The sequence below is a fragment of the Pseudoalteromonas sp. NEC-BIFX-2020_002 genome (genome assembly GCF_013002825.1).
Lineage (GTDB): Bacteria > Pseudomonadota > Gammaproteobacteria > Enterobacterales > Alteromonadaceae > Pseudoalteromonas > Pseudoalteromonas neustonica.
This window is the reverse complement of the sequence record NZ_JABEPJ010000012.1, coordinates 145,316-163,535: the sequence shown is the minus strand read 5'-3', so window position 1 is coordinate 163,535 and position 18,220 is coordinate 145,316. Positions and strand designations below refer to the sequence as shown.

15 protein-coding genes and 1 pseudogene are annotated in these 18,220 nt (G+C 40.9%); 2 read left to right on the top strand and 14 right to left on the bottom strand.

Annotated features, from left to right (window positions below; translation table 11 throughout):
- Window positions 1-412 precede the first annotated feature (412 nt).
- Window positions 413-877, top strand: a complete 465-nt coding sequence (locus tag HJP15_RS14610; RefSeq protein ID WP_170174058.1) for an REP-associated tyrosine transposase — start codon at window positions 413-415, stop codon at window positions 875-877.
- Between the two features lie 556 nt (window positions 878-1,433).
- Here the strand turns inward: HJP15_RS14610 and nagP are convergent.
- From nagP to HJP15_RS14550, 12 genes and pseudogenes are all read right to left on the bottom strand, one after another.
- Window positions 1,434-2,729: an N-acetylglucosamine MFS transporter NagP gene (gene nagP, locus HJP15_RS14605; RefSeq protein WP_054204557.1), complete on the bottom strand. Its 1,296-nt coding sequence runs from the start codon at window positions 2,727-2,729 to the stop codon at window positions 1,434-1,436.
- 234 nt (window positions 2,730-2,963) lie between these two features.
- Window positions 2,964-5,612 (bottom strand): family 20 glycosylhydrolase, encoded by a 2,649-nt coding sequence (locus HJP15_RS14600; protein WP_054452808.1) that lies wholly within the window; start codon window positions 5,610-5,612, stop codon window positions 2,964-2,966.
- A gap of 160 nt (window positions 5,613-5,772) precedes the next feature.
- Window positions 5,773-7,200, bottom strand: a complete 1,428-nt coding sequence (locus HJP15_RS14595; protein ID WP_170174057.1) for an NAD-dependent succinate-semialdehyde dehydrogenase — start codon at window positions 7,198-7,200, stop codon at window positions 5,773-5,775.
- Window positions 7,201-7,639: 439 nt separating this feature from the next.
- Window positions 7,640-7,978, bottom strand: a complete 339-nt coding sequence (fdx, locus tag HJP15_RS14590) for an ISC system 2Fe-2S type ferredoxin (RefSeq protein ID WP_054204454.1) — start codon at window positions 7,976-7,978, stop codon at window positions 7,640-7,642.
- Window positions 7,979-7,989: 11 nt separating this feature from the next.
- Window positions 7,990-9,852 (bottom strand): Fe-S protein assembly chaperone HscA, encoded by a 1,863-nt coding sequence (gene hscA, locus HJP15_RS14585; RefSeq protein ID WP_170174056.1) that lies wholly within the window; start codon window positions 9,850-9,852, stop codon window positions 7,990-7,992.
- A gap of 51 nt (window positions 9,853-9,903) precedes the next feature.
- Window positions 9,904-10,431, bottom strand: coding sequence for a co-chaperone HscB (gene hscB / locus HJP15_RS14580; protein ID WP_169327912.1), 528 nt, complete (start codon window positions 10,429-10,431; stop codon window positions 9,904-9,906).
- 94 nt (window positions 10,432-10,525) lie between these two features.
- Window positions 10,526-10,849, bottom strand: a complete 324-nt coding sequence (iscA, locus tag HJP15_RS14575) for an iron-sulfur cluster assembly protein IscA (RefSeq protein ID WP_054204457.1) — start codon at window positions 10,847-10,849, stop codon at window positions 10,526-10,528.
- A gap of 10 nt (window positions 10,850-10,859) precedes the next feature.
- The gene (gene iscU, locus HJP15_RS14570; protein ID WP_054204458.1) at window positions 10,860-11,243 is read right to left on the bottom strand and encodes a Fe-S cluster assembly scaffold IscU; all 384 of its coding nucleotides are present in this window, start codon (window positions 11,241-11,243) and stop codon (window positions 10,860-10,862) included.
- Window positions 11,244-11,283: 40 nt separating this feature from the next.
- Window positions 11,284-12,501 carry an IscS subfamily cysteine desulfurase gene (locus HJP15_RS14565; protein ID WP_054204459.1) on the bottom strand — a complete coding sequence of 406 codons (1,218 nt, stop codon included), beginning with the start codon at window positions 12,499-12,501 and terminating at the stop codon, window positions 11,284-11,286.
- 23 nt (window positions 12,502-12,524) lie between these two features.
- Window positions 12,525-13,016, bottom strand: a complete 492-nt coding sequence (gene iscR, locus HJP15_RS14560; RefSeq protein WP_054204460.1) for a Fe-S cluster assembly transcriptional regulator IscR — start codon at window positions 13,014-13,016, stop codon at window positions 12,525-12,527.
- A gap of 204 nt (window positions 13,017-13,220) precedes the next feature.
- Window positions 13,221-13,943: a tRNA (cytosine(32)/uridine(32)-2'-O)-methyltransferase TrmJ gene (gene trmJ / locus HJP15_RS14555; RefSeq protein ID WP_054204461.1), complete on the bottom strand. Its 723-nt coding sequence runs from the start codon at window positions 13,941-13,943 to the stop codon at window positions 13,221-13,223.
- 11 nt (window positions 13,944-13,954) lie between these two features.
- Window positions 13,955-14,343, bottom strand: a pseudogene (locus tag HJP15_RS14550) (four helix bundle protein).
- 273 nt (window positions 14,344-14,616) lie between these two features.
- Here HJP15_RS14550 and suhB point away from each other — a divergent pair.
- Window positions 14,617-15,420: an inositol-1-monophosphatase gene (suhB, locus tag HJP15_RS14545; RefSeq protein ID WP_054452814.1), complete on the top strand. Its 804-nt coding sequence runs from the start codon at window positions 14,617-14,619 to the stop codon at window positions 15,418-15,420.
- A gap of 50 nt (window positions 15,421-15,470) precedes the next feature.
- Here the strand turns inward: suhB and HJP15_RS14540 are convergent, their stop codons facing one another.
- Entirely contained in the window at window positions 15,471-16,286 is an 816-nt protein-coding gene (locus HJP15_RS14540; RefSeq protein ID WP_064435722.1) for a substrate-binding periplasmic protein, read from the bottom strand.
- A gap of 82 nt (window positions 16,287-16,368) precedes the next feature.
- Complete coding sequence (locus HJP15_RS14535) at window positions 16,369-18,219, bottom strand: GGDEF domain-containing protein (protein ID WP_082916330.1); 1,851 nt, start codon at window positions 18,217-18,219, stop codon at window positions 16,369-16,371.
- Window position 18,220 lies beyond the last annotated feature (1 nt).

The window sequence follows — 18,220 nt, the reverse complement described above, 5'->3', positions numbered from 1 at the left end:
AGCGCCGAATGGTTTTTGTACATAACCCGAGCCTTGTTGTGATTCAATGAAACCAATCACGGCTAAAGCCTGTTCCTACAAAACAAGCCACCTACACACCACACGTAGGAGTGCGCTTTAGCGCCGATGGTTTTTGCACATAACCCGAGCCTTGTTGTGATCCAATGAAACCAATCACGGCTAAAGCCTGTTCCTACAAAAAACACATACCCCACCCGTAGGAAAGCGCTTTAGCGCCGAATGGTTTTTGTACATAACCCGAGCCTTGTTGTGATTCAATGAAACCAATCACGGCTAAAGCCTGTTCCTACAAAACAAGCCACCTACACACCACACGTAGGAGTGCGCTTTAGCGCCGAGTGCATAATTTAATCTATACTTTATTAAATAGTTTTATATTTAAAGGATTAAAATGAAACCTCATTCATACAAATTACGCCAACATCGCTACTCAACTATTAACCACTATTACTCTGTGACGACGTGCACAAATCAACGGATTAAATATTTTGCAGAATTTAACAATGCACGAGCTCTAATAAATTCACTAAAAAAATCAGACTTAAATGGTTTAACAAAAACAATATGCTTTGTAGTAATGCCCGATCATGTGCATTGGTTATTTCAACTTAAAACGCACACTCCACTCTCTTCAGTAGTAGCCAAAGTAAAAGGACGTACATCATTTTCAATGCACAAAAATAAAAGTGAGAAAATTTGGCAATCTGGTTTCTATGATTCATTAATTAGACATGAAAAACATTTATTGCATCAATCAAGGTACATAGCTGCCAACCCAATTAGAGCGGGAATGGTTGAGCAACTTGGTGATTACCCCCATTGGGATTGTATTTATTTGACCCCTCTGAATAACTAACACTATCAGGGCGTAAAACATCACGGCTAAAGCCTGTTCCTACGTGATGGTTTGGTGTTTAAAGCCGTTGTAGGAGTGCGCTTTAGCGCCGATGGTTTTTGCACATAACCCGAGCCTTGTTGTGATTCAATGAAGCCAATCACGGCTAAAGCCTGTTCCTACGTGATGGTTTGGTGTTTAAAGCCGTTGTAGGAGTGCGCTTTAGCGCCGAATGGTTTTTGCACATAACCCGAGCCTTGTTGTGATTCAATGAAACCAATCACGGCTAAAGCCTGCTCCTACAAAAAACACATACCCACCCGTAGGAAAGCGCTTTAGCGCCGAGTGGCTTTGCACATAACCCGCGTCATAAAACATCACGGCTAAAGCCTGTTCCTACACTTAAACTTATGGCTTTACCATTTTATTTCAGGCAAAAAAATGCCACCTTTCGGTGGCATTACACACGGGATTATTTCTACATTATAGAAATTCTTTTCAAAAATTAGGTTCTAGGTTCTTCAATTCTGTAAAGCTAAATATCCACTGCACACTTTCATAGTGCCTAGGAAGTCATTTATTTCCAGCTCTTCATTTTATGCCCTTTAACAGCATAGAAAAGAATAAATAAATAACAAGGAAGCATTACAATATAAGCACCTTGTTGTGCCTCTGCCGAATCAACACCACCACTTGCTAAACCCCAGAATAATGGGCCAAATGCACCACCGGCAATACCCATTACCAATAAACCAGAGCCAACACTTGTTAACTTACCTAAACCTGACAAGGCTAGCGGCCAAACTGCAGGCCAAACTATTGCATTGGCAAAACCTAACACTGCAATCATTAGTAAGGTATCAGGTAACTGTACTTCTAAACCAAGTGCTGTTGCAACAACTACAGAACTAGTATCGCTAAATACAACTGCCAACGTTAATATACAGCCTAAAATCGCTGATGCACTTAATGCGACTTGTTGTGAAATAAATCGTGGAATGAGTGCAATACCTAAAATATAGCCTAGTACCATACAGCCCATAGTGTAAGAAGTCATTATGCTATATTGTTCAATACCTAGTGATAACGCAAAGGTGCCAATTGTGTCACCTGCTATCACTTCTACCGCAACATACACAAATAATGCTAATACACCTAATGCAAGACTTGGATGAGAAAGCGCTTCTTTTACTTGCCCTTTGGCACCTTGGTCTTCATCATCTTGTAACTCAGGTAATGGCATTTTTGTTACTGCAAATGCTAATGCACCTATAAATAAAGCCATACCTAAATAAGGGTAAATTAAGCTATTTGCCATTGCATCAATTTCTAATTGCGTTAACTCTTTGCCTACTAAACCAGTAAAGTCACTTAGGATTAATGCTGTAAATACGATTGGTGCAATAACGCCTGCACCTTTATTCAATATACCCATTACACTTACGCGTGCCGCGGCTGATTCTTCAGGCCCTATACGCACAACATATGGATTAACTGCTGTTTGTAATAATGTTTGGCCAGCACCCATCACTAATTGTGCGAATAAAAACAATGCAAAAACTTGTGTTTTTGCCGCAGGAATAAACAATAAACCTGCAACCATCATAGTCGCCATGCCTAGCGCCATGCCGTTTTTGTAGCCCACTTTACGTATGATCATCGCCGAGGGTACAGCTGTAAATGTGACCGCTATATAAAATGAGAATAAAATAAGAGAAGCTTGAAATGGGCTTAGCTGCAATACCTGCTTTAAGTAAGGCATAAGAGAGCCATTTAACCACGTTGCAAACCCTAATATAAAAAATAGAGTGGCGACAATGGCCATGGGTATAAAATTACTTTGATTATTTGATTTTGACACAGTGGCTTCCATTAACATCTTCTTGTTGCGATCTATCGTTATAATTATTAACTTAATTCGACGATTAGCGTTGCTGTATTGTATAACACTTTTGCGAGATAAAAATAACATTATCGCAACAAAAATGACAGCGCTGCCATAAAACATTACGTCAATTGTAGCCATATTACTAGTAACTATTTACTTTACAAGCATACAAAAAAAGGGCCTTGCGGCCCTTTCAAATACATATTTATTACTAAAACATTAATTTATATACGTAATTCTACTTTTACTTTTATCGTTTAAGCTACTTCTAAGTGCAATAGATTGCTCTTTAGAAACACTGATCGGAGCTGTATACGCAAGCCACGTTGCCCCATTATCTAAACTATATTCTGTTTGTAAATAAGCAAACGGGGTATTAACTTGTAACTTACCGTTATTCACTATCCCACCGGGTACTGGCAGATTCACATTAACACCCGCATTTACGAGTTTTGTTAACTCTTTCAAACCAACAGCGGCAGAAAACTGCGCCCAATCTTTTTCTTGGGTTTTTGTATCAACCTTTTCGCCTTCCCATGGTGCTTTATGCCATGCACGTTCTGCCACAGACAATATACGTGGGAAGATCATCGCTAATACTTGATCTTCAGTACGAATGGTTTCTGACCATACCTGCCCTTGCATACCTAAAATATTTTCAGGTTTTTCAAGTTGCGGTAACGGGCGACCAACTAACGCCTCTAGATTTTCAATTGGCTCACGCGTGCGTGTGTAATCGGCATTCGCATACACATCATCAGGCATATAGTTAAATGCTTTTTTGGTATCGGTATAACGCGTTGCCCAGTAGTAACCACGCTCTTCTGGGTGAGCCTCATAAGGGTGATCAAAGTATAGGTGTGTACCGTGCGATAAAATCACTTGGTAACCTGCATTTGCTAGGCGATAGGCTCTATCAGCTACGCCCCACTCCCAAATATTATCCCATACATTTGCTGTAAAGGTTTTATTTGGAAATTCATCACGCTTAAATGGGTTTGTGCGATCATACATTAACCCATCTTCCCATGCGCCTGGTGAAATACCGCGCTTTTCAAGTAGTTTGGCAACGCGCTGGGTAAAGTAAGGCTTTAAATCACCTGCGCCTGCAACGCCGTTGTTAGGGTCGGCAAACATCGCTTGGCATATTGGTGAATCTACCCAAGACCCCGCACCTACTTCATCACCACCAAAGTGAAGGTTAGTAAGTTGAACCCCCGCTTCACGGTACATTTGTTGTAGCTCGTAGGTTACTTTATCTAAAAATGCGTAAGTTGAATCCATACACACATTCATTGAGTTATCTTTGTAGTTTTGCACCGTCATATAAACTGACGTGTCGTTTGGATCGCTTAGCAAATACTGTGTTGCGGCGCTAATATCAACTTGCTGCGCTTCTTTTTTAGTATTCTTTTTATTAATAAGATTATTTTTAGCTACTTTTTGAGCTTCATCGGCAAGCTTATGGTAACGCGCTTCCATTGCTTTTATCGATGCACGCGCATGGCCTGGACCTTCAATTTCAGGAATGATTTGAATATGACGGTCTCTGGCAAATGTGAGCAGTTCAACAAACTCGCTGCGTGTAAGGTAGCCGTTACCTGAGCCTGATTTAAATGGCCCGGTACCTAGCTGAGTTAATAGACATTCTTTTTCTTCAAGATCAAAACAGCGATAACCACCAATATCTGTTAGCTCTGGTAGGCCTGGAATTTCTAAACGCCAGCCTTCATCTTCAGAAAAATGCCAGTGTAGTTTGTTCATTTTATAACGCGCCATTTGTTCAACAAGTTTGAACATTGCGTCTTTACCATGGTAGTTACGACCATTATCGTAATGCATGCCACGCCAGCCATAACGCGGACTATCTTCAAGCTCTAGCTGCGGAACTTCAACCGCACCTTGGCTGTTTGCTGGTAATAAATTAAGCAGGCTTTGCATTGCATAAAACACACCGGCATTGTCACTACCAACAATATCAATACGGTCGTCATCAATTTCTAAGGTATAGCTTTCGCTTTTACCGTTAGCTAATTGTGGGTTTACCTTTAGGCTGATCAGCTTTTCTTTATTTGCTTTTATGTGATCAGGCTCTGCTTTTAAGGTTAAGCCATAATCATTTTGTAGGTCTTGCATGAAAACCATGGTTTCATTTTTTAACTGACCTTGAAAACGTATTTGCCAGCTATTATCCAGCTTGGCAACACCACGGTTAAACTCAACTTTTTGTGGCTTTGGAATGATGCGTTTTAGCGCATCTTCTTGAGATACTTTTGTAGTTGTTTGTTGGTTTCGTTCAAAACGCACTTCTGGCGTGATTAGTACTGTACGGTCTTTTGGCTCGTTATAACGGCGAAGTTGGTTTTCACGCTCAAACGGGGCTACAAATTGACTCATGTCTTCGCTATCTGTGTTAGCGAAAATAGCCGGTTTGTGATCACCTGACACAAAAAAGGCACGCGGCATAAAGTCGGTATAAGCAACAACCCATACTTGAGCATCAAATTCTATCTCTAAACTTTTACCTGCAGGCAAACCTTTAAAGTCTTTGGTTGGTACTATGCGGTGTAAATCACCATTCACATGTTCAATGTTTAAACCTGCAACATGCTCAGTATTTATTTTACGTACGGAGTGAATATAAAGCTGCCAATCGCTTTCACCTGCAGCAAGTGCAACATCAGATTGGTTATTAAGTATGATTTTACCTAAAAAGCCCGCATCTTTATTGTGAAAGTTATCAACCACTGCAAATGTCAGTGTGGTTTCTTTTGCAAAACTATTAACGTCGTTTTGTGAAAACTGGGCCTGGGCCATAAGTGGCAGTGCAGCGATTAGACTGGCTAAAGCGCGCTTTTTGAAATCCATTGCTCTCTCCTCGTTTAAACCTTAAGGCTACGTATTGTCCCCAGCGTAGCCCTTCTTTTTGTTATTTATTCAACACCATCATATAAAAACCGCAATGACAGCGCTATCAATAATTAACTTAATCAGGTTTTCTTCAGAAAAATATAGCGTAAATTGCAGCTTAGAGCTTGATGCACACATATTTTTCTTCGAGGTATTCGTCTAACCCTTGATACCCCCCTTCACGCCCAAGGCCTGACTGTTTCACACCACCGAATGGAGCCACAGGGTTTGAAATTAGCCCTTCGTTAATACCGACCATTCCGTATTCCAGCGCTTCACTTACACGATAAATTTGCTTGATGTTTTGACTATAAAAATACGCGGCAAGACCATAAGGTACATCATTGGCAAGTGCGAGCACTTCAGCCTCTTCATCAAATACAATAATACTAACTACGGGGCCAAATACTTCTTGGTGATAAATATCCATCTTTGGATTAACGCCAGTTAAAATAAGTGGCGCTTGAAAACTACCCACTAGCTGCACATCATCACTTATTTGAATTGCGCCTTTTGCTTTTGCATCAGCCACTAACTCTTGCACTTTTTGTTTGGCTTTAGGGTAAATAAGTGGGCCAATGTCGGTATTTTCGTCAAAGCCGTTGCCCACTTTTAATGTTGCAACTTTTTTAGCTAATTTATCGACAACTTGATCTAGTATGCTGCGCTGTACAAAAATACGATTAGCGGCGACGCAGGTTTGCCCGCCATTTCTAAATTTAGCGCCCATCAAACCTGTTACGGCTTCATCTAAATCGGCATTATCAAAAATAATAAAGGGTGCATTACCGCCTAACTCCATTGATGTGCGTTTGACTGTAGAGGCGCACTGAGTAAGCAACTGCTTACCAACACCGGTTGAGCCGGTAAAAGTGAACTTACGCACGATGTTTGATTCCGTCATAATTTTACCAACACGCGGCGCATCTTCGCTTAGTAATACATTAAATGCACCTTTTTCAAAACCAGCTTGATCAGCTAAATATGCTAATGCGAGTGCACATAAAGGCGTGTGTTCTGAAGGTTTTAGAACAAAGCTACAACCAGCTGCGTAGGCTGGTGCTACTTTACGTGTCACCATTGCAATCGGGAAGTTCCATGGTGTTATTCCTGCAACTACACCAACTGGTTGCTTAAAGCTGGTTAAACGGTGGTTATTATCTGTTGCAGGTATGACATCACCATAACTACGCTTAGCTTGTTCAGCGTACCATTTGATAAACGCAGCCCCGTAGTCAACTTCACCAAGTGCTTCTTTTAGAGGCTTGCCTTGCTCTTTAGTCATTAACTCAGCAAGCGTTTGTTTATTTTGTATTACTAGATCATACCAACGCATTAGCACATTGCTACGCGTTGTTGCATTGGTTAATTTTAGTTTAATAAATGCATCGTGAGCGGTATTAATTGCTTTATGAACCCCAATATCATCTACGTCACTCACCATGATGATGCTTTGCTGTGTGGCGGGGTCATCAACACTGAAGTTTTTATCGGTGGAGTAAAATTCACCGTTAATGAAAGAGTCGTTAAATAGTAGATGTGACATAGAAACCTCTCAGGTAATTAGCTATAAAAATTGAGTTGTAAGTTATAAGTTGTAAGTTGTAAGTTATAAGTTGTTAAACACCCCGTCCAATGCCAACCCGTAGGCGGAATTACTTAACCACAGCACCTCGCGCAGCTCTTGGCATTGCATGGACCTAAACCGCGCGGCGTAAAGCCCCGCCTACGTAAACCCAAACACCCATACACCCCGTAGGCGGAATTACTTAACCACAGCACCTCGCGCAGCTCTTGGCATTGCAAGGACCTAAACCGCGCGGCGTAAAGTCCCGCCTACGCGAGTCCAAACACCAATGCCAACCCGTAGGCGGGCATTTATCTCGCGCTGGTTTTTCATATCTAGAAAAAAAAACACCGCGTTCAAATTGAGCGCGGTGTTTTCTATACAGCTTAAGGCTTACAGCTTATAGCTGAGCTCAAAATCAATGATCTTCATTAACAATATTGAGGTTGTACTTTGGTATTTCAACTATTAAGTCTTCATCACGGATGATTGCTTGGCAACCTAAGCGTGATTCAGGCTCTAAGCCCCATGCTTTATCTAGCATGTCGTCTTCAAGCTCGTCACTTTCATCAAGTGAGTCAAACCCTTCACGGATAACTAAATGGCAAGTGGTACATGCGCATGACTTTTCGCACGCGTGCGGAATACTGATCCCGTTTTTAAGTGCAACATTAAGTACTGTTTCACCACTTGGTGCATCAATTGCAGCGCCGTCAGGACATAATTCCGGATGGGGAAGAAAAATAATTTGTGGCATTCTAACCTCTTTTAAACGTTGTCTACTGACTGCCCTTGCAGTGCTTTTTTAATCGATGCATCCATTCTTAACTCAGCAAATTTACTACTGGCGTTATCAACTTTCTCAATGGCTGCTTTTATTTCATTTGGCTCGATGGCTGTCTCACGAACTGTTACCAGTTTAGCAATTTCAGCATTCAAGTTAGCTAATTCTTTTTCATCAAGTAAAGCGCTATCGGTTGCCAATGATGCATAAAGTGCTTCAATAACACGTAATGCTTCAACTTGCTGCTCTTTAAGCATACGCGCTTGCATATCACCTTTAGCATTGGTCATTGACTCTTTAAGCATGTTAGCAACTTGGTCATCTGACAAGCCAAACGATGGTTTAACTTGAATTTCAGCTTGTACGCCGGTTGATTTTTCCATGGCTGATACGCTAAGTAAACCATCGGCGTCTACTTTGAAGGTAACACGAATATGCGCAGCACCGGCTGCCATTGGTGGAATACCTTTTAAGCTAAATTTAGCCAATGAGCGACAATCATCAACCAGCTCACGCTCACCTTGCAGTACATGTAACGACATCGCCGTTTGACCATCTTTAAAGGTCGTAAATTCTTGTGCGCGAGCAACCGGTATTGTGGTATTACGTGGAATGATTTTTTCGACTAAACCACCCATTGTTTCTAAGCCTAGGGACAATGGTAATACATCAAGTAATAACATGTCTGAATCAGGCTTATTACCTACTAATACATCAGCTTGTAATGCCGCGCCCAGTGCAACTACGCGATCAGGGTCGATAGAAGTAAGTGGCTCTTTATTAAAAAACTCGGCAACTTGACTGCGTACAATTGGCATACGGGTTGAACCACCAACCATCACGACTTGCAGTACTTCATCATTTGTAATGCCAGCATCTTTAACTGCTCTGCGACACGAACGAAGCGTTTTTTTAACCAGTACCATGGCGAGTTCTTCAAACTTTTCGCGAGTGACTTCAACCATGTGTTTTTCATCGTCAAACTCTAGCCCAACATTTACCTTGGCATATTTACTGAGCGCTTCTTTACAGGCTTTTGCTTTATTAATGAACAAGCGCAACACTGATGGAGATAACGTCATCACACCGGTTTCACGCTTAAAGTGATCGACTAATAATGAGTCAAAATCATCGCCACCGAGGCTTGAATCTCCACCCGTTGCTAATACTTCAAACACACCTTGGTTTAAACGCAGGATTGAAATATCAAACGTACCGCCACCTAAATCATAAACAGCGATAATGCCTTCTTGGCCAGAATCTAAACCATAAGCAACCGCGGCGGCTGTTGGTTCATTTAATAATCGCAGTACATTAATGCCAGCAAGTTCTGCGGCATCCTTGGTGCTTTGGCGCTGTGCATCATCAAAATAAGCTGGCACCGTGATCACCGCACCTAAAATATCTTGCCCTGCAAAGCTTTCTTCGGCGCGTTGCTTTAATGCTTTTAGTATGTCGCTTGAAGCTGTAATTGGGCTGATGTTGCCAGCTGCGGTGGTAATCGCTAATGCGCCATCGTGCTGACAAAAATCATACGGCAATTGACCGTAGCTTTGCTCTATTTCAGCTTGAGTTTTACCTAAAAAACGCTTAACTGAAATTAAAGTATTTACAGGGTCTTGTGTTGCAGCTTGAGCAGCAAGTTCGCCCACTGTGATACCATCAGCGGTATAACGTACAACAGACGGTAACATGGCTGCGCCATTAACATCGGTTAATGTACGGGCTTCGCCACTTTGTACTGTCGCAACTAATGAGTTGGTCGTACCAAGGTCAATACCTATTGCTAACTTATGTTCATGTGGTGCCGCGCTCTGCCCCGGCTCAGCAATCTGCAATAATGCCATAATGCTCTTTAACTCTTGTTTGACTTACCAATGGTTCAGTAAGTTAGATAATTAATCGTCGAATAAACTGTCTTCAATACGTTCTAATTCATCACGCAATTTGTACACGAACTTTAATTTACGAATGTTATCCGCGGCAAGCTGCCATTGCTGTTCATCATTACTTGCTAGTTGCTCCGCAAGCTGCGCACTATATTGGCTATCAAGTTGTTTTATTTGTTGTTCAAAATGGGCAATCGCGGTATCAGGATCGTGACTTGCGCTTAACTCTTCAAGCTCTTCGCGTAACTCCATTTGCTGCATTAAAAACAGCGGATCTTGCAGTGTTTGCTGCTCAGCACGAATATCAACACCTAATTCACTGAGCATGTACTCGGCACGTTTTACCGGATGCTTTAAAATTTGTAGTGCGTCATTAATTTCTGCGGCATTTTGGACAGCTAATAACTTATCACGACTGCTGGCATTAGCATGACGATCAGGGTGAACAGCACGCTGAAGATCTAGGTAATTTTTACTGACTTTTACCAAATCCACATTGTAATCAACCGGTATCGCAAATAACTCAAAATAGCGCATAATTCCAACCATGCCAAATTAACATATTGGCTTAAAATTCAGATAGAACAAAGCCCTACAGGTGCAGGGCTTAAGAATACAATCACTTTATTGTTTATACTGTGAAACTTTCGCCACAACCACACTCGTCAGCTTGATTTGGGTTAATAAATTTAAACCCTTCGTTCAAACCTTCTTTGGTGTAATCAAGTTCAGTACCATCAATATAAACTAAGCTTTTAGCATCAACGATTACTTTAACCCCTTGGGATTCAAATACTTCATCGCCATCAGATAACTCGTCTACAAACTCAAGAACATATGCAAGACCTGAACAGCCCGTCGTTTTAATGCCTACGCGTAAGCCAAGGCCTTTTCCGCGATTTGCTAAAAATGATTCTACGCGGTTTACTGCCGCTTCTGTCAATGTCACTGCCATGATTTATCTCTTACTTCGCTTGTTTACTTTTGTAATCTGCAATTGCCGCTTGGATTGCATCTTCAGCTAAAATTGAACAGTGAATTTTCACTGGTGGTAATTCAAGCTCAGCACTGATATCAGTGTTTTTGATCATAGATGCTTCATCTAATGTCTTACCTTTAACCCACTCTGTTACAAGTGATGATGAAGCTATTGCGCTACCACAACCGTATGTTTTAAATTTAGCGTCTTCAATTACGCCCTCAGCTGATACTTTAATTTGCAGCTTCATAACGTCACCACATGCTGGTGCGCCAACCATACCCGTTGCTACTGATGGGTCATTTTTGTCTAAAACACCTACGTTACGTGGGTTTTCAACATGATCGATTACTTTATTACTATACGCCATAATACTATCCTCACTACCTGCTAGCGGATGTGCACATCAATTAATGATGTGCCCATTCAACTGAATCCAAATCAACACCTTCTTGATGCATTTCCCAAAGAGGCGACATCTCACGTAAGCGACCGATAGAGTTTTTCATTAAATTGACGGTATAATCAATCTCTTCTTCGGTGGTAAAACGGCCAATACTAAAACGAATTGAGCTGTGTGCTAATTCATCGTTACGACCAAGCGCACGTAATACATAAGAAGGCTCTAAGCTTGCTGATGTACAGGCAGAACCTGATGATACAGCAATATCTTTAACAGCCATCAATAACGATTCACCTTCAACAAAATTAAAGCTGATGTTAACAATTCCTGGTACTGATTGATCAGGTGTACCGTTGAAGTACACTTCTTCCATATCAGCCATAATGCCATCAATCAAACGCTTACGTAGCGCTGCGATATGGGCGTAATCTTTTTCGAAATCTTGTTTTGCGATTCTAAACGCAGCACCCATGCCAACAAGTTGGTGAGTCGCTAGAGTTCCAGAGCGCATACCGCGCTCATGGCCGCCACCGTGCATTTGCGCTTCAAGGCGTGCACGTGGTTTACGACGTACATATAATGCGCCAATACCTTTAGGGCCATACATTTTATGTGCTGAGAACGACATGAAATCAACTTTAAGCTGTTGAATATCGATTAATACTTTACCTGCACTTTGCGCTGCATCAACATGAAACATAATTTTACGTTCACGGCACATTTCGCCAATCGTTGCGATATCTTGAATTACGCCTAGCTCGTTGTTAACGTGCATAATGCTCACTAATACGGTGTCATCACGCATTGTGTCAGCTAGTTTTTGCAGATCAAGTAGGCCGTTTTCTTCAACGTCCATATAAGTGACTTCAAAACCTTGACGCTCTAATTCACGACATGTATCTATAACCGCTTTATGCTCAGTTTTAGCGGTAATAATATGCTTACCTTTCTTTTTATAAAACTGTGCTGCACCTTTGATTGCAAGGTTGTTTGATTCTGTCGCACCCGATGTGAAAACGATTTCACGTGGGTCTGCGTTAATTAAATCTGCGATATCAGTACGTGCTTGATCGATCGCTTCTTCAGCTTGCCAACCAAAACGGTGTGAACGTGATGCAGGGTTACCAAAATTGCCGTCCATTGTTAGGCATTGCATCATTTCTTTTGCAACACGCTCGTCAACTGGCGTGGTTGCTGCGTAATCTAAATAAATCGGTAACTTCATTTCTTTCTCCGCTGGACGCCAACCTAAAGTTGACAGCTTACTTGAATATTTTCCAATTGCTTAATTGCATTATTAACGCTGTTATCTTGGCGAGATGCGACTTCTTTCACATCTGACTTTTCCACCAATTCAGCAAGGGTAATACCATTTAAAAAATCTTCTATGCGGGCACTTAAATCTGACCACAAAGTGTGTGTCAAACAACGCATACCGCTTTGACAACCGCCTGTTGCGCCATGACAGCGCGTTACATCAACTGATTCGTCGACGGCGCTTATTACATCGCCCACCGAGATTGCACTTGGATCTCGACCAAGTAGATAACCTCCACCTGGACCGCGCACTGAGCTTACTAAACCATTTTTACGTAATCGGGCAAATAATTGTTCAAGATACGACAACGAAATTTCTTGTCGTTCTGAAATATCGGCAAGGGGAACTGGCCCTACACTTGTATGTAGTGCAACATCTAGCATCGCTGTGACGGCATATCTGCCTTTTGATGTTAACTTCATAGAGCCCCCGCACTACTAAAGAGTGCAAATTTTAATTACCAGAGTAAAATAATCAAGTATTATATCGAATCAGCTATAGAGCCGTGAGCTTAGAGCCTTCAATATTCTTCAATACCCGACTATTTTAGTCAGGTATTGTGCATATTGTAATTACTTGAGTAATTTAGTCAAGTATTAGTGGGTATATTGCCTTATAACTTTCGCTTATTTAGTAGACTTATTTATTGAAGTTAAAATACCGCGTAGAATATTTAGTTCTGCATCCTCTGGGCGAGCACGGTTAAATAAACGACGTAATTTCGTCATCACCATGCCAGGATGCTGCTTGATAATAAAACCAGTATCCAACAATGTTGACTCTAAATGATCGTAGAACAACTCTGTTTGCTTTGAACTTGGGTATACTGCGTCATCTTGCTCGACTTTTTTTGGCTGCTCATTTAAAAATGCCATGCGTGTTTCATAACATAGCGTTTGAACGGCCATTGCAAGGTTAAGTGAACTGTATTCTGGGTTAGCGGGAATGCATACATGATAATTACACATTTGCAGTTCTTCATTACTTAGACCACTGTTTTCACGACCAAAGACAAGTGCTACAGGACCATTTACGGCTTCTGCAACTAACTTTTCTCCACACTCGCGTGGCTCTACCATCGGCCAAGATAATGTACGCGAACGCGCACTCGTGCCAATCGTTAGTGCACAACCCGCAATTGCATCTGCAACCGTATCAACAATCACAGCGTTACCAAGTACATCTGTTGCACCTGCAGCCAATGCACTGGCATGACTATCGACTTCACACGCTGGGTCAACTAAATAAAGTTTTGATAAACCCATGGTTTTCATTGCGCGTGCCGCTGAGCCGATATTACCAGCATGTGAGGTGTTTACTAAAACAATACGGATGTCATCTAAGATCATTACTATGCCACTTAACTCATACCAAAATTGCGCGGATTATAACATAGAGAAAAGCTATCAGCTTTGATTTTTTCCTTTAGAGCTGTCAACATTTTTGATAGCTCTATTGTTTCATTTATCCACTGAACGCCGATATTTTTATTTATATAATTAATGTCTATCCCGATATAAATTTGTGTTCTCGCTTCCGCTAACGAAGATCTAGAAATATCTAAGAATCTAACTCGCTCTTTTTGTTACTTTCGCGAGTCATTCCCTCGGCTATGTTACTAGGTACAGACAAACTCGATCTGGTAAATTGATTCCTAAAACCATAATCGGTTAGCTCTACCGTAAATTTATAAATATCAGCGCTTAATCTTGCTGAGCGCTTCCATACAGCTAAATTTTCAAAGTTCATTATATTTCCAGTCCATAGACGATAAGTTGAATATATAGGAACAAAAACCATAGAATGCAAATTTATGGGCTGACGGCTGACGGCTGACGGCTGACGGCTGACGGCTGACGGCTGACGGCTGACGGAAAACAATACCAACAAACCTTATCGTAAACAATAACGTATAAAAAACACACAAAGTTATTTAGGCTTTATTGTTTACTTTGTGTCAAAAATCGCTAGAATATGCCGGCTGAAATATATAAACGTTCTTTTACAACCCAAGGGTATACCATGCATCCAATGTTAAACATTGCGGTTCGCGCTGCGCGCAACGCAGGCAAAATTTTACTTCGCGCAAGTGAAGATTTATCAAAAGTTGAAGTGCAACAAAAAGGCACTAACGATTTAGTAACTAATATTGATAAAGAAGCCGAAGCCGTAATACGTGACACTATTTTACAGTCTTTCCCTGCTCACTCTATTGTTGGTGAAGAGTTAGGCGAACATGTAGGCAAGGATGCAGATTACCAATGGATTGTAGATCCTATTGATGGCACAACAAACTTCATCAAAGGTCTTCCTCATTATGCGATTTCTATCGCACTTAAAGTAAAAGGTCGTTTAGACCAAGCTGTTATCTACGATCCTATTCGTGGTGAGCTTTTCACTGCCTCTCGTGGTCAAGGCGCACAGCTAAATAGCAAGCGTCTTCGTGTAAGCAAAACGACTGTACTGTCAGGTACTGTACTTGCCACTGGTTTCCCATACAAAAACAAACACCACATTGATGCATACACTGAAGCATTCAAAGCCTTATTTGTACATACTGCTGATATTCGCCGTGCAGGTAGCTCAGCATTAGATATGGCTTATGTTGCAGCTGGGCGCGTTGATGGTTTCTTTGAAATTGGTTTAAAACCATGGCATAGCGCTGCAGGTGAATTAATGGTTAAAGAAGCTGGCGGTATGGTTGTTGATTTTGCAGGTGGTAATAACTATAACCACAGCGGTAACATTATCTGCGGCTCACCTAAACTTACGCAAGCAATTATTCGTGAGATTCGCCCTGTATTAACTGAAGCTTTACTTCGTTAATAGCGAATTAAAACCTGGTTAATACTAAAAAAGGAGCTTTGGCTCCTTTTTTATGGCTTAAAATAAGGGTTATCTAGCTTTATTTCGATGACACCCTCTGATTCAAAAGGTAATGCTTTTAAATCAGCTGAGAAGTACTTCATAAATAGCGCATCAAAAGAACCATTTTTTTGCATGATTTCAAGCCCTTTATATAATGCATCAGCAAGCTCTGGTTTTCGCTTTGTAACAAAGTAATAAAATGCACTAGGATAACTAATATATATATTGGGCACTATCACTAATGCTTTATTGTTAACTTGTACTAGCTCAGAGCTGACCTCAATAAAAGAACGTGGAAAATAGTCGACACGGCCATTTGCGACCAAACCAAACATGGCTTCATAGTTAGCCAATGGGCGAACTGACAAGCCATTGCTTGCTAAAATTTTTGTATCTGGCCAATCATGCCCTTGCACTGCTGTAAACGATGCTAATTGATCGAGCGTTGTTATATTCTCAAATCTATTTAAAAAAGCCTGTTGTGTAACCAAGGCGCGTTTTCCTATATATCCTTTAAATAAAGGAACTTTAATAGGGATTGCTAGCGTTTCACGATCTGGACTAGTCATGCTCCAATACAAGTCAATTGCGTCGCTATCTAACGCAATAAGAGTACGCTGCTGGTGTGGATGCACATTAACCGTATTGAGTTTGGCTGGCTGTTCAGCCGCATTGAGCGCGAGAGTGAGCAATGTTGTTAAATATTCATCGCGCTTATATTGTGGGCGTTGCTCTTGCGCTATATTAATAGCTTGTTGAGCCTGCGTATTATTTACATACAGCATTACGAACAGTGAAACTAACGAGAAAAAATATTTAGTCATCAGAGTTATATTCTAGTGTTTTTTTTAAGCTACACCTTGATGAGTAAATACTCAAGTAAAATACGTACCTATTAAGTAAACTTTATACTGCTTGTTTATCTGAACTTAAGCGTACAACAGCAGGCGCAGGGCCTCGTCGATTACACACAAATAAATAGCTATGACGATATCGCTTAGCTTCTTTTTTCGCATCTGTTGCTAAGGCCGCAACTTGATGACTATTAATGCATTGATCCAAATCAGGTTCTACAACACCTATCGATAATGTTAATAACGGTACAAACTGTTTTTCACCTTCTCGATTAGAGGCCCAATATCCTCCACTGGCGATATGCTCCGGCGTAAAAAAAGCACGTGATTGCAACTCAAAGTTGCTGATAATGGTATTACAAACAGCAACTGCCTGATCATTATCAAACACCACCATAAAATCATCGCCACCTATATGACCCACAAAACTGGGAACATCTTTACAAGCTTGAACGGTTACATCTGCCAGTAATTTTATTACGCTGTCTCCGCTGGCATAACCATATAGATCATTAAATTGCTTGAAATGGTTTAAATCTATATAAGCAAGTGAGAACCCATTTTTCACACGTAAACGGCTCTCAATTGCCTCATTAATCGCCACATTTCCAGGTAACATTGTAAGGGGGTTTGCATGCTGAGCATGACGGATTTTCTCTGCTGTAATGTGTTTTAGAATATCACGTAACGGCGCTAATCCTAGATACCGACCTGTACGAGTAATTATAATATGGCGGCGAATGTCGAAGTCATTTTCTGTTATTTGTTGGCTTACGGTATCAAGTGGTTGATTTTCATCAACAACTAAAGGTTGCTTGTGCATTAGCGCAGTAACAGGGCGTTTATCATAGAGGGCATGTCCATAAGGTGCCGCAAATACTTCAGTAAGCTGGTCTTTATGCAGTAAACCAATGGGGGCATTCTCTTCATTTACTACCGCTAAACTTATGATGGATTTATTTTTTTCAAAAATATTATGTGCATCTTTACAGCGTGTTTGCCAATCAATTGGTACATGCTCTACCGCTAGACGGCCTATTACTAATGATTGATCGTATTGATTACTAGGAGGCGTAAAACTTAACCCTTGTAATTGTTTAGAATTAAACTGTGTGCTGGGGGATTGACTGGGTCTTTCTAATAAAAAACCTTGAGCATGCATAATGCCCAGCCCTTCAAGTAAACTGAGCTCTTCAACACGTTCAATGCCTTCGGCTATTACTGCGGTATTTGTTACTTTTGCCAGTTCAATAATCGATTTTAAAAATTCTTTTTTAACAACGCTCTCATCACAATGATCTATAAAATAACGATCAATTTTTACGTAATCAGGGCATAGTTCTGACCATTGTTTTAAACCAGAATAGCCCGCACCTAGGTCATCTATAGCAATTGAAAAACCAAGTTTTCGATAATGCCCGATGGTTTTTAAGAGTAAAAAACCATCATCCACCTTTTCTTGTTCGGTGACTTCAATAACAACTCTATTTGCAGCTAAACCAAAGTGTTCAACAAGATGTAACGTTTCCCCTTTTGGATGGCAAGGATCTAAAAGTGTTTTAGGACTCACATTTAAGAATAATTTACCTTGCAGCTTTAAGTTTACAAAGTTTTCAATTGCTTTAGAGCGACATAGTAACTCTAGCTCGGAGATTTTTTCAAAATATACGGCGGTACTAAATAAGGCACTTGGCATCTCTAACACGCACGATTTAGGCCCGCGACTGAGTGCCTCATAGCCTAAAATTTGTTGTCCTGAAATATCAAAAATGGGTTGGAAAAGCGTTGTTATTGCACTGTTTTGTAGTATATCTTCGAGTATCGCTAGCTGATAATTCACCTTGACCGACCAATACTTAAATAGGGAAGCGGCTAAAGTATCAAGGGTGTATGACAATTTCATG